Origin of the sequence: Streptomyces sp. NPDC047974, from assembly GCF_040653375.1 — a bacterium.
GTDB lineage: Bacteria > Actinomycetota > Actinomycetes > Streptomycetales > Streptomycetaceae > Streptomyces.
Genome location: NZ_JBEZNU010000038.1, coordinates 43,487 through 56,713, shown reverse-complemented (window position 1 = coordinate 56,713; position 13,227 = coordinate 43,487). Strand labels below are relative to the sequence as shown.

Sequence of the window (13,227 nt, the reverse complement as noted above, 5' to 3'; positions counted from 1 at the left end):
TCCTTCGTTCCTGTTTCCAGGCCCTCCGGGCGCTTCCTTCGTTTCCGACTCTATCAGATCTTTCCGATCCGATTTCCTCGGCGCTTTCCGGTCCCTTTCGCTTTCGCTCCGGGCCCTTCCGGCGTTTCCGACTCTATCAGATCCTTTCGGCGTCTGATTCCCAGTCAGCGGGGTTTGTCTTCGCGGCCGATTGGGCCGTTCCGACGAGTGAGACATTAGCGGATTCCCCGCCCCCGAAGCGAATCGGGAGTTCCGAATCCTCATTCCGCTGGAAACACACGAAAAGCAGGTCGGCACGACGAATCGCAGCCGACAGGCTGTGTGGATCTTGCGGAGTGGCTGTCCGGGGCCGACCGGAGTCGGTGCTCACGTCGGACAACCCGGAGGACATTACGTATCGGGAAAACGCATGTCAACCCCACTCCGAGGTGGGGGTCCACACTCCCCACCACGGATACATCAGGTGACTGAGACGCTACTCCTGGTCACCGCATTCGGCATGTCGGCGAAAGCGTGGGTTCAGGAGTCCGGTGCGGCCCAGGTCTTCAGCGTGGCGGCCACCTCGCGGGCGTCGGCCTCGCCGGTCAGGACGCGGTCGACGAGGTCGATCGCGTCCTCGCTGGTGACGTCGACCGGGTGGCCGGAGGCATGGAGGTAGGCGGCGGCCACGGCGACGGCGAAGAGCTCGTTGGAGTGTTCCAGGGCGGGGACGCGGACGAGCTGGTGGAGGAGGGCCGCCGCGCGGTGGTGCGGCAGGTCGTAGACGGGCGTGCCCATGAGGTGGAAGGCGTGGCGGGCGCGGGCGGCTTCGAGCGAGCCCCAGTCGGTGATCTCCGGATCGCTGGGGATCATCTTCTGCGCGATGCCGAGGAGCCAGGCCAGGTCGACGTGGACGGTCACGGGCCGCTCCCCCGGTCAGGCGGCGCCGGTGGGGCGGACTCCGTACCGGGCGGCGAAGGCGTCGCCGTGCTCGTGGACGAAGGAGCGGGCGCCCTCGATGAAGCGGGACCGGGTGAGGTCGGCGTGCAGGACGTCGCCGGCGTAGTCCTCGGCGGCCAGGTGGCGCTCGGCGGCGGCCCGCTGGAGCGCCGCGTACGCCTCGTCGCTGATCTCTATGCGGATTTCCCGTGCCATGGCACCACGGTAGCGGCCCGGGACCCGGCGGGTGAGGGTTCCTGACGATCCGGGTCCGCTTCGGGGCGGGTGCTCACGCGCGCGCGGATGTGGCGGATGTGTACGCGTCGAGCCAGCCGGCCGCCAGCCGGTCTCCGCGCGTGAAGGCGGCCGCGCCGTGGCGGCCCGCCGACGGGTCGGCCGGGTCGGCGGGCGGGAGCGGCAGCGTGGTCCCGTCGGTGTCGATCTGGTGGTGCGTGGTCGTGGCGCCGTTCCACAGACGGATCACGGTTCCCGGCGGGGCCGACACCCGGACCGTGTCGTCCTCGACGGTGAGGCGGGTGCCGGTGGCGCGTTCGGCGAGCAGCGCGCGGTACCGCTCCGGGGGCAGGGCGCAGTCGGCGGGCGGCGTGGTGCCGGGCCAGTCGGGTGCGTCGACGCCGCGCGCCCGTGCGGCGCTCCACATGCGGGGGACGAGGGCGGGGGCCAGCGGGGCCGTGGCCATGCGCTCGCACATCCAGAGGAGCCGTCCGGCGCCGCGGCCGGGGCCCAGGGTGCGCCAGCGGATGCGCGCCGCGAGGTCGGCGGCGACGACGGCGGCCCAGGGGTGGACGGTGCCGAGGGGGCCTTGTGCGCCGAGCCAGGCCAGGTAGCGCTCGGCCTCGTCCAGGATGCCGGTCATGGAGTCGACGGGGATGCCGAGGACGTACGGGCGGCGGCCGCGGAACAGGTGGGGGCGGGTCGCGGCGAGCATGAGGACCGCGCGGGCGTGGTCGCCGGGCTCCGTCCGGCGCTCGTCGTCGTCCTGGACGGCCCCGTCCTCCCCCGCCGGGCCCAGGCCCCAGGGGTCGTCCGGCAGCCCGTCCGGGGCGTCGCCCTCCTGCTCGGTCTCGCGCAGGGCCCGGCGCAGGGTTGCCTTCGCGCGCTCGGTGAACGGCGCCTGCCCCAGGACCGGCAGATGGGCGCAGAGCAGGGTCGTGAGCAGCCGCTCGGCGGCGAGCGGGCCGTCGGGCACGGGGGCCCGGCGCAGCGCCGCCGCCAGGTCGTGGGCGACGGCGGCGTCGACCATGAAGCGGCTGGTCAGCCGGCCGAGCGCGCTGGGTTCCAGTCGGCTCTCCGCCGCGCCGGGGCGCAGGCAGCCGGCGGCGGTGAGGAACAGCGCGGCGTGGTGCAGGGGTTCGACGCTGTCGTGTCCCTGATGGGCGGCGAAGGTTCCGGCCCACCAGCGTTCCGCGTCCTCGACGGTCGACACCCGGTCCTGGACGGTCTCGGCGAGGAGGTGGTCGGCCAGGTGCTCGTCCAGTCGGGACCGCACGGTGTATCCGGCGACCAGCCGGGCCTGCCAGTGCGGGCGTTCCACCGGGTCGGCGAGGAGGAAGGCCCAGCCCTCGCGTTCCCCGGCGCCGATGCGCCCGGCGCGGCCGAACATCTGCTGGACCATCGACACCTCGACGCGGTCGAGGCCGAGGGTGGTGTCGCGGACGACGACCGCGCGGGCGGGGAGGTTGACGCCTGCCGCGACGGTGGAGGTGGCGACGAGGACCTCCGCCTCGCGGGCGCGGAAGGCCCGTTCGGCCTCGTGCTTGAAGGGCCAGTCCCGGTAGTGGAGGCGTACCCCCGCCTTCGTGCAGAGCCGCTCCACGGCCTCGGGGTCGTCGGCGTCCACGCCCGCGGTGGGCACACCGCGGTCGGCGGCGAGGGCGAGCGCCGTGATCCGCACCCCGCGCTTGCTGCCGCAGAAGACGAGGACACTGCCGCCGTCCGCGGTGACCCGCCGGGCGATGCGTACGGCGGCGTCGGTGCGGGCGGCGGCCCGCGCCGCCCGGTCGGTCGCGTCGGTCTGCGGCAGGAGGGGCAGCTGCCAGGTGAGCCGGGTGGGCCGCCAGGCGGTGCGGACCAGGCGGGCGCCCAGCCAGCGGGCGACCTCGTCGGCGTTGGCGACCGTCGCCGAGAGGCCGACGATGCGGGTGGTCGCGCTGTCCTCGCGTACGCGGGTGAGCAGCGCCTCCAGGACGGCTCCGCGCGTCGGGTCGCCGAGGAGGTGGATCTCGTCGACGACGAGGCAGCCGACCTCCGCGAGCGCGTCCCGCAGCGAGCCGGTGCGGCAGATCGCCTCGAACTTCTCGGTGGTGGCCACCCAGACGTCGGCCGAGCGGATCAGCTCCGTGTCCACGGCGGACTCGCCGGTCAGCCGCACGACCCGCAGCCCGTGGCTCCGCCACAGCCGCAGCTCGCGGTCGAGCTCGTCGGTGAGGGAGCGCTGCGGCACGAGCCAGGCGGCCTTGCGCCCCCGGGCGTGCGCCCGCAGCGCGGCGACCATCCCGACCGGGGTCTTCCCGGCGCCCGTCGGTGCGACGACGACCAGGTGTCCGGTGTCCTCCAGGACGGCGGGGACGGCGGCGGCCTGCATCGGGTTGAAGGTCGGGTGGGGCAGCAGGCCGGCCCACTCGGCCGGCACGAGGTCGGCGACGGGGACGTACGCGTCGTCGCCTCCGTCGCCGCTCTCCGCCCGGGTGTCGGGGAGGTCCTCCAGGGCGTCCCACTGGGCGGCGAAGGCGTCCCGGGCCGCGGCCGCCCAGGGTCCGGCGGCGGGGGCCGCGCCCTCGGCCGTGACGGCGACCAGGTCCGTACGGCCCCCGGTGTCGGAGACGGTGCCGACCCGGCCGGTCTCCTCCCAGTAGCGGCTGACGCGGCAGGGGACGCCCCGCTCCGCCAGCCAGGCGCGGAGGGGCTCGTGCGCCGGGCCGTCGGGGAGGATCACCCGTACGTCCTCGGCCGCGGTGAGCGCCGCGTCGGACGGGCGCCACGCGGGGTCGGCGACCTTGCACCACAGCAGGGCGCGCGGCTCGGTGGCGTCGGGTTCGGGCAGGTCCTCCGGCCAGCCGGGGCCGGGTTCCGGGCGCTGCTGTGCCGGGACCCTGACCCGTACGAGCACGGTGGGCACCGGGTCGCCGTCCGGGCGGGCGGAGGATCGGCGCGCGGACTTCCGCCCGGTGCCGGTCAGTTCGTCGTACCGTTTCGCGCCCAGGTCGGCGAGGGTGAAGGCGGCGGGGCAGGCGGGGCAGACGAGCGCCGTGTACCGGTAGGTCCGGCCCTGGGACTCGTACGGGCGGCGCAGGGCGTGCAGTGCGCCGGCGCAGACGGGGCAGGGGCGCTCGACGGCCGCCTCGTAGCTCCACCCCGGCTCGGTGAACCGCTCCGGGAACTCGCCGCCGGGCGTCACTCCCCACCGTTCGCGTGCCAGGTCGATGACGGATCCCTGGGCGTCGGCCTCGTCGCTGCGCATGACGAGACTCTCGCATCCCATGATCATCGCCCGCAGGCGATTTCACCGGGCCGGGCCGGGCCGGGCCGGGCCGGTCGGCGGGGGAAGGTTCAGGCCTCCTGGGCCGGGCCGCCGGCCTCGGTGTCGGCGACAGGCCGCGCCGACTTCCGCTTTCGGTACGCCACGACGCCGCACACCGCGAGGAGGAGGGCGGCGACCACGGCGACGCCGAGCGCCGTACTGCCCGCGAACACCCTGCCCAGCATGTCGAGCACCCCGATCCCGACGGTCGCGTAGAGCAGCGCCCAGGCCGCTCCGCCGAGGAACAGGGCCGGGAGGTAGCGCGGCAGGGGCATGCGCATGCTGCCCGCGAGGAAGTTGGCGGCGGTCTGGAAGCCGACGGTCAGGAAGGAGACGGCCACCACGGGCGCGCCCCACCGCTGGATCGCCCGCTCGACGCGCTGGAACCGCTCCGAGGAGAACCGCGCGGAGAGCCTGCTGCGCCGGGCGCCGGCCCCGGCGAGCCAGCCGAGGGCGAACGTCCCTCCGGCGCGCAGCAGCACGATCACGTACAGGGCGCCGGCGGTGAGCGCGACCTTATCCACGACACTCCGCTCCGACCGCCGGCCGGAGGGCCGCGGTCCCCGTCACGTCTCCGGTGGGCCGGACGCGTCCCGCCGTGGTGGGCCGTCGAAGGCCGTGATCCCGCTCTCCGACTCTCACCTGCGGTCCGCCTCTGCCCGTTCGGTCTCTCCCGACATAGGCCACCCTAACCGACCGCCCGAGGCCGTCTCGGGGGCGGTGTCCTGGCCGGTGACAACGCCGCTGTCCCCGGCCGTGGTGCGGCCGGGGACAGCGGGCGGGGGTGCGGGTCGGGCGGCGTCAGATGTGGATCTGCGCGGCCGTCCAGCCGGAGGAGCCGGTGGCGATGGTGCCCTGGTCGGCCCAGCCGTTCCGGTTGAGGTAGGCGCGGAGGCTGCCGTTGGCGCCGACGATCACGTAGTCGGCGCGGCCGTCGGCGTCGAGGTCGGTCATCCGGACCTGCGGGCCCGTCCAGGTGGACGAACCGGTGGCGACGGTGCCCTGGTCGGCCCAGCCGCCCTGGCCGTCGCCGCCCTTGTTCAGGAGGACCCGGGCGCTGCCGTTGTCGCCGATGACGACGTAGTCGGCGCGGCCGTCGGCGTCGTAGTCGGCGAAGCGGACCTGGGAGTCGGTCCAGGCGGTCGAGCCGGCGGCGATGAAGCCGAGGTCCGTCCAGGTCACGGTGGTGCCGGTGCCGGCGTTGCGGTAGGCGTGGACGCTGCCGTTGGAGCCGACCGCGAGGTAGTCGGCGCGGCGGTCGCCGTCGAGGTCGGCGAAGCGGACCTGGCCGCCGGTCCAGGCGGCCGAACCGGTGGCGACGTACCCGATGTTCGACCAGGTGATGGCGCCGCCGGCGCCCGCGCGGTTCAGCAGCGCCTGGGTGCCGCCGTTGGCGCCGACGACCAGGTAGTCGCTGCGGCCGTCGCCGTCGAGGTCGGCGAAGCGGACCTGGTTCCCGGTCCAGGACGAGGAGCCGGTGGCGATGTACCCGAGGTCGGTCCAGGTGATCGCCCCGTTCGCGCCGGCCTTGTTGAGGAAGGCGCGGGTGCTGCCGTTGGCGCCGACGATCACGTAGTCGGCGCGGCCGTCGCCGTCGAGGTCGACGTCGGAGTCGGCGACGCTGGTCGACTCGGGCAGGGCGGGCTTGACGACGACGTTCTCCTCGATCCAGCCCTTGCCCGCGGTGCGGGCGATGGCCTCGGAGAACGCGGTCGCGATCTTGGCGTAGCCGGTGTCGTTCGGGTGCAGGCCGTCGCTCAGGTCGGCGGTGGTCACCGCGGAGGTGTCGGCCAGCTCGACGTGCGCGCCCTGGGCCTGGTAGTCCGCGACCAGGGCGCGGACCGCGTTGTTGTAGGCGACGACCCGGGCCTGCGCGGCGCTGTCGGCGTTGGGGACGATGGTGGCGACGACGACGGTGATGCCGGGGGCGGAGGCGCGGATCCGGTCGACGAGGGCCTTCAGCCGGGCCGGCGCGTTCGCCACGTCGACGTTCTTGTTGATGTCGTTGGTGCCGATCTTCAGGGTGACCACGTTGGGCCGGGCCCGGTACAGCCAGGACCCGATGTTGTCGTGGATGCCGCCGATGAACCAGCCGGAGTGGCCCTCGTGGTCGGTGTCGGGGAGGGTGCCGCCGCTCAGCGAGCCGACGAAGTCGATCGTGGTCCCGTGCCCCTGGAGCCTGTTCCACAGCCCGGGGCGGTAGCCGTCCCTGGTGCCGCTGCCGACGCCCAGGGTGATCGAGTCGCCCAGGGGCATGACGGCGAGGCGCGAGACCTTCCACTGCGGGTCGCCGGGGACCGGCGGCGGCAGCGGGGCGGGGCCGGGCGGCGGGGTGGGGGTGGGTCCGGTGAAGGGCTCGCCGCGGTAGGTGTAGGTGTTGAGGGCGTTCACGGCGGCCATGGGGTCGCCGTCGCGGTACTGGTCGATGGCGAGGAAGTTGGGCTTCTTGCGGGCGGCGGGCATGCAGAACCGCTCGGCCCGGTTCTGCAGCTTCTCGTTGTCGTTCCGGTACGTCGGGTCCATCGCCACGTCACGGAAGTGGTTCATGACGAACAGCGGCCGGTAGGGCTTCACCGCGCCGGTGTCCTCGGGGGCGTACTCCTGGCGGCTCAGCGGGACGGAGTCCCAGCGGGTGCGGCAGGTCCAGTCGGAGGAGCCGAGACCGGGGCCCATGGACCAGTAGTTCTCGACCGTCCACTCGTCGTCGTTGAGGATGCCGAGCGACTCCTTGTCGGCGCCCTGGCTGAACATCACGAGCCGCTTGTTCCGGTCGATCATGTCCTGGACCCGGGGCCAGCCGTTCTCCTTCACCTTCCACTCGCGCGGGTCGAAGACGAGGTCCGAGAGGGTGCCGGCCGTCTTCACGGTGCCGTCGGCGTTGCGTTCGCCGAGCAGGCCGCCGAGCGCGGCGCGCAGCTGGTCCCCGCTGACGTGGTCCTCCATGAAGAGCGTCACGATCTGGTCGGGACGGCTCCGCAGGAAGGACGCGATCTCGCCCATCGGGACGGTCATGGCCTGCCGGGTCGCCGTGGAGCAGTCGGGCTTGTGGCAGAGGACGATCCGGCCCTCCTGGTCGTACACGTCGATCATCAGGCCCCGGACGCCGTCGTTCAGCTGCGTCTGGATGCTGTGCGGCTGGTTGGGCGCGATGATGTGCCCGGCGTCCTGCTCCGTGTTGCTCATGGAGTTGTGCGTCGTCAGGTACGTCATCTGGTCGAAGGTCCGCTCCGAGGCCGGCGGCATCGGGCTGCGGACGGGGTCGGCGGGGGTGAGGTACCAGACGGTCTCCTTGGCGTCTCCACCGGTGAGCGTGGCCTCCTGGTGGATGGTGCCGGGGTTCGCCGTGAGGCGGCGGCCGTCCGAGGGGCGGTAGACGTGGTACCGGTCGCCGCCGATGTGCGACAGGGACCACTCGGTGTCCGCGCCGCCGCAGCCGAGGAGTCGTACGAAGTCCCCGTCGCGGCCCGCGCAGGCCCGGCCGCCGGCGAGCGCGATCTCGTAGGCGCCGTTGTCGAGCGCCCGGAACTCCCATTGCTGGTTGTCCTCGTCGCCCTTCGGGGGACGGGTGGTCAGCGGGTCGTCGAGCGGGACCTCGATGGGGTAGATCGCGGACCCGGACAGGTTGTTGCCGTTGGCGAGGCTCTGGACGTAGTAGCGGGTCGCCGGGGCGGGCGCGGCGGCGGCGGGCGCCGCGTCGACGACGACGGCGAGGGCGCTCAGCGCTCCGACGGCGGTGGCACCGGCGAGGGACCGGACGAGCCGGTCGCGGAACCGGGCCCCTCCGGTCGTTCGTCGGGGAGCGGAGGATCTGGGCAAGGCGCGTCCTTCCCGGAGGGGAGTCGTGGGGGCGGCCGGCCGCACCGGGGCGCGGCGCGCGCCCGCGGCCGTCGCCCGCGGAGTCTTCGTGCGGCACCCGACCGTGGGGGACGCCTCCGCCGCGCGGGGCCGCAGCCCACCGCGGCGGGCGCCGTCTCCCCCGCGGAGCGACCGGTCGTTGCCGCCCCCAGCCTCCGCACCGGCACTGGCGCGCGGCTTGCGTGTCGCTAACGCGGGCGGCGGGACGGACGGCGGGGCCGGGCGCGTGACCCTCTCGGCGAGCGGCGCCGACGCCCCGACCACGCCTGTACGCGTCCGTAGGACGCCCCGACCACCCCCGCAGGCGTCCGTACGAAGCCCCGACCACCCCCGTACGCGTCCGTATGGCGCCCGGACCACCCCCGTACGCGTCCGTATGGCGCCCGGACCACGCCAGTACGAGGCCTGTACGAGGCTCGTACGACGTCCGGCGATCGGCCGCGGGCGCCGGGGCCGGGCGGGCCGCGTCCCGGTCCGTCCGGTGGCTCAGGTCTCCCGGCCCGCCGTCACCAGGCCCGTCTCGTAGGCGGCGATGACCGCCTGGGCCCGGTCGCGGACCCGCAGCTTGGCGAAGAGGGCGGTGATGTGGTTCTTCACGGTGGAGGCGCTCAGGCCGAGCCGGTCGGCTATCTCCGCGTTGTCCGAACCGCGGGCGATCAGCCGCCACACCTCCCGCTCCCGCGGTGTGAGCCCCTCGGCGCCGAGGGCCGGCGGGGGCGTCGCCCGGAGGTCCGGAGCGGTGACGTGCCGGGAGATGAGCCGGGTGAGGAGCCTCGGGGCGAGGATCGCCTCGCCGTCGCGGACCACGTGCAGGGCGGCGACGAGGTCCTCGGGCGAGATGTCCTTGGGCAGGAAGCCGCACGCCCCGGCCCTCAGGGCGCCCACGACGTGTTCGTCCATGTCGAAGGTGCTCAGGGCCAGGACCCGGCAGTCCGGCAGTTCGGCGGTGAGCCGCTCGGTCGCCGCGATGCCGTCGAGGACCGGCATGCGGATGTCCATGACGACCACGTCGGGCCGGTGCTCGTGGGCGAGGCGGACGGCCTCGGCGCCGTCCGCGGCCTCGGCCACGACCTGGAAACCGGGTTCGGGGGCGAGCATCAGGGCGAGGCCGCGGCGGACGAGCGGCTGGTCGTCGGCGATGAGGACCTTCACGGTCGCGCTCACGCGTACTCCTCCTGGCGGTCGGCCGGCAGCGGCAGTCGGGCCCGCACGGCGAACCCGTCGCCCTCCGGCCCGACCTTCAGGGTGCCGCCGTGGAGGGCGACGCGTTCGCGCATCCCCATGAGTCCGTGGCCCGAGCCGCGTACCCGGGGACGGCCGGGGCGCGGACCGTCGTCGGTGACGGTGATCCGCACCTCGTGGGCGGCGAAGGACAGCCGCACGTCGACGTGCGCGCCGTCGCCCGCGTGCCGACGGGCGTTGGTGAGGGCCTCCTGGACGACGCGGAAGACGGTGAGCGCGACCCCGGGCGGCAGCGACCGCGGGTCGCCGTCGGTGGTGAGGGTGGTGGGGAGGCCCGCGCGGCGGCTGTCCCCGACGATGCGGTCGAGGTCCCCGACGCCGGGCTGCGGCGCGGTCGGCTCGCCCTCGTCGTCCCCGTCGTCGGCCCGGAGCACGTCGAGGAGGTGGCGCATCTCGCGCAGGGCGGTGCGGCCGGAGCCCTCCAGGGTGACGAGCGCCTCGCGGGCCGCCTCCGGGGACCGGTCGAGGTTGGCCCGGGCGCCTCCGGCGAGCAGCTGCATCGTCGTCAGGTGGTGGGCGACGATGTCGTGCAGTTCCCGTGCGATGCGGCGCCGTTCCTCGGAGACGGCCCGCTCGGCGAGCAGCCGCCGCTGGGCCTCCGCTCCGCGCTGCCGGCGGCCGGCCACGACGGCGGCGGCGGCCACCAGCAGCGCGGACGCGACGTTGGCGACGAGCTCCGTCAGGGAGGGCGCGGGCAGTCCCGGACGCGCGAACTGGAGCACCGCGACGCAGCCGGCGACGGCCGCGGCGCCGACCGCGGGACGGTGGTGGCGTACCGCGGTGTAGAGGGCCACGATGGTGGCCGCCCCGTAGTGCTGGCCGACCGAACCGGTCCAGGTGAGCGCCAGGTTCGCCGCGAGGACGCCCGCGAGGACGCACAGGGGCGCGCGGCGGCGCGCCGGCAGGAACAGCGAGGCGGCGACCACGAGCAGGCACCCGGCCACCGGCACCTGGCCCCGGTCCATCTGGCTGGTGACGGTGAAGCCCACGAGGTCGACGGCCGCTGCGCCGGCGGCGACGAGTCCGTCGTGCCGGCTCCACGGTCCCGTCCTTCCGCGCCGGCTCCCCGCCCCGGTCCCGTCGGGGAGCGTCTCGTCCGCCCGCCGTCCCATCTCAGGCCCCCTGCCCGTCCACGCTCTCCCCGGAGCCGCCGCGGCACCCCGATGACCTGCGGTTCGTCCACCGAGTCTCCCATGGTGCCGGTGCCCGGGGTCCGGGGCGTCGGGACCGGGAGGGAGCCGGGACCAGGAGCAGGCTCCCAGCCGCCGGACGGTGCGGGCCCGTGCTCCCAGCCGGTTTCTCCTCCCCGGCTCCGAGGTGCGGGCCGTGGGCCGCTGATGTGCTGGACGCGTGCCGGAACGACCCGGCACGGGGAGCGGCCCGGACCTCCGCGGTCCCGCGGCTCCCCCTCCGCCCTCACCCCTTCCCGGAGGCTCCCGTGATCCGCGCCCTGACCGGATTCTCGACCCGCAGACCATGGCGGGTCATCGCCGTGTGGGGGGTGCTCGGCGTCTTCCTGACGATCATGGGCCAGGCTCTCGTCTTCCGCGTGACGCAGACCGACAGCGCCGGCTTCCTGCCGCCGGAGTACGACGCGGCCGCGGCGCTGCGGATCGCCCGGGAGGAGTTCGGCGCGGAGCCCGACTCCGAGGCGGTGACGGTGCTGGTGGCGCGTCGCGACGGCAAGCCGCTGGAGGACGCGGACAGGCGGCGCGTGGAGGACGTGGCGCGCGGACTGAGCGCCGCGCGCGTGGAGATGCCGTGGACGGACGAGCAGATACGGGGGCTGTCCGAGGACCACTCCCAGGTTCCCCGCGTGGCGCTGGTGACGACCGCCCCCGACGGTTCGTTCGCGCTGCTCGGCGCACGGCTGCGGGGCAACTCCACCGACCCGGGCGTGCACGCCGTGTACCGGGTCTTCCACGATCGGGCCCAGCGGGAGTTCGGCGAGGCCGGGCTGCGCACGGGGTTCACCGGGGGCCTGGCGGACGTGGTGGAGCGCGCCGACGCGGAGAAGACCACGCGGACGGTGGTCGGCCTCGTGATGGTCGGGCTGATCGTGCTGGTCAACGTGGTGGTGTTCCGCAGCGTCCTGGCGGCGTTCGTCCCCTTGTTCGCGGTGTCCGTGGTGGGCGGCGCCGCGACCGGCACGGTCGTGGGGGCGGCGCTCCTGACCGGTTTCGCGCTGGATCCGGGCACCCCGGGCATGATCGGCACCGTGCTGATCGGCATCGGCGTGGACTACTTCCTGTTCCTGCTGTTCCGCTTCCGCGAGGAGCTGCGCCGACGGCCGGAGGCACACCACCGTGCGGTGGCCGCGGACGTGGCCGGACGGGTGGGCATGGCGGTCACCTCGGCGGCGCTGACGATCGTGGCGGCCTTCGCGACGCTCGGCACGGCGTCGTTCGGGCAGTTCCGGGTGCTCGGCCCCTCGGTGGCGGTGTCGGTGCTCGTGATGCTGGTGGCGAGCCTGACGCTGATGCCGGCGCTGCTGGCGGTGACCGGCCGGAGGATGTTCTGGCCCTCGCGGACCCTCTCGAAAGCCGGGCGGCCCGGTGCGGCCGCCCGTGTCGGCGAGCTGGTGGCGCGCCGTCCCCTGCCGGTGCTCGTGGCGTCGGTCGCTCTGCTCGGCGCGCTCGCGGTCGGCGCGGTGGGCGTCCGCATGGACTTCGGCACCGGTGGCACCCCGCGCGACACGGCGGCCGCCGCGACGGCGCGGGAGATCGCCGGCGTCCTGCCGCCGGGGGTGTCCGATCCGACGACGGTGTACGTCTCCGCCGACGACGGCCGCCCCCTGGACCCCGCCGGGCTGGAGGCCCTGCGCCGGGCGCTGTCCGGGGTGGCCGGCGTGGGCGAGGTGGCCGCCCCGGTGCTCGCCGCCGACCGCACCGCCGCCCGGTTGGACGCCTATCTGACGGTGGACGCCCGGTCCCAGCCCGCCCGGGACCTCGTGGCGGGACCGGTGCGCCAGGCCGTGCGGGCGGCGGCGCCGGCCGGGACGACCCCGCACGTGGGCGGCACCGCGGCGGTGTTCGCCGACGTGGCGACCGCGGTCGACCGGGACCTTCGGACGGTGTTCCCGGTGGCCGCGGCCCTGATCGCGCTGATCCTCGTGGTGCTGCTGCGCAGCGTGGCCGCCCCGGTGGTGCTGATGCTGTCGGTCGGACTCTGCTTCGCGGCGACCTTCGGCGCCTCCGCGCTGGTCTTCCAGCACCTCGGCGGTGCGCCGGGCGTGAACTTCGTCCTGCCGCTGGTGCTCTTCCTGTTCGTCGTGGCGCTGGGCACCGACTACAACATCCTCGTCGGCGACCGCCTGCGGGAGGAGACGGCCGACGGGGGCCCGGTCCGCGCGGCCGTGGCCCGCGCGGTGCGGCACACGGCCCCGGCCGTCGCCACGGCCGGTGTGGTCCTCGCGGCCTCCTTCGGCAGCCTGGCGGTGGGCGCGGACGCCTCCACCCGCCAGCTGGGCTTCGCCACGGCCCTGGGCATCCTCCTGTCGGCCTTCGTCCTGTCGCTCCTGCTCGTCCCGGCGGCCGCGGCGCTGCTGGGCCGGGCCATGTGGTGGCCGGTGCGTGGGGCGAGGAGCAGGAAGGACGAGGCGGGTTCCGTCGCGGTGCTCCCCGTCGGCCAGGGGGCGTCCCGTCCGCTGTGACGGGCCTTCCGTGCGGGGC

8 protein-coding genes are annotated in these 13,227 nt (G+C 74.8%); 1 reads left to right on the top strand and 7 read right to left on the bottom strand.

Going from position 1 to position 13,227, the window contains the following annotated elements:
• Positions 1 to 519: 519 nt before the first annotated feature.
• The 7 genes from AB0E19_RS34055 to AB0E19_RS34025 form a co-directional block, all read right to left on the bottom strand.
• Positions 520 to 852 (bottom strand): fic family toxin-antitoxin system, toxin component, encoded by a 333-nt coding sequence (locus AB0E19_RS34055; protein WP_362187439.1) that lies wholly within the window; start codon positions 850 to 852, stop codon positions 520 to 522.
• A gap of 63 nt (positions 853 to 915) precedes the next feature.
• Positions 916 to 1,134: a hypothetical protein gene (locus AB0E19_RS34050; RefSeq protein WP_362187436.1), complete on the bottom strand. Its 219-nt coding sequence runs from the start codon at positions 1,132 to 1,134 to the stop codon at positions 916 to 918.
• A 73-nt stretch (positions 1,135 to 1,207) separates the two neighbouring features.
• Positions 1,208 to 4,399 (bottom strand): DEAD/DEAH box helicase, encoded by a 3,192-nt coding sequence (locus AB0E19_RS34045; protein ID WP_362187433.1) that lies wholly within the window; start codon positions 4,397 to 4,399, stop codon positions 1,208 to 1,210.
• Between the two features lie 89 nt (positions 4,400 to 4,488).
• Entirely contained in the window at positions 4,489 to 4,983 is a 495-nt protein-coding gene (locus AB0E19_RS34040) for a VTT domain-containing protein (protein WP_362187430.1), read from the bottom strand.
• 277 nt (positions 4,984 to 5,260) lie between these two features.
• A complete protein-coding gene (locus tag AB0E19_RS34035; protein WP_362187427.1) occupies positions 5,261 to 8,275 on the bottom strand; it encodes an FG-GAP-like repeat-containing protein in 3,015 nt (1,004 codons plus the stop codon).
• 525 nt (positions 8,276 to 8,800) lie between these two features.
• On the bottom strand, positions 8,801 to 9,478 hold the full coding sequence (locus AB0E19_RS34030) for a response regulator transcription factor (protein WP_362187424.1): 678 nt from the start codon (positions 9,476 to 9,478) through the stop codon (positions 8,801 to 8,803).
• A complete protein-coding gene (locus AB0E19_RS34025; protein ID WP_362187421.1) occupies positions 9,475 to 10,668 on the bottom strand; it encodes a sensor histidine kinase in 1,194 nt (397 codons plus the stop codon). The genes AB0E19_RS34030 and AB0E19_RS34025 overlap by 4 nt, the downstream gene beginning before the upstream one ends.
• Positions 10,669 to 10,994: 326 nt before the next feature.
• Here AB0E19_RS34025 and AB0E19_RS34020 point away from each other — a divergent pair, with 326 nt between their 5' ends.
• Positions 10,995 to 13,208 carry an MMPL family transporter gene (locus AB0E19_RS34020; RefSeq protein ID WP_362187417.1) on the top strand — a complete coding sequence of 738 codons (2,214 nt, stop codon included), beginning with the start codon at positions 10,995 to 10,997 and terminating at the stop codon, positions 13,206 to 13,208.
• The last annotated feature ends 19 nt before the right edge of the window (positions 13,209 to 13,227 follow it).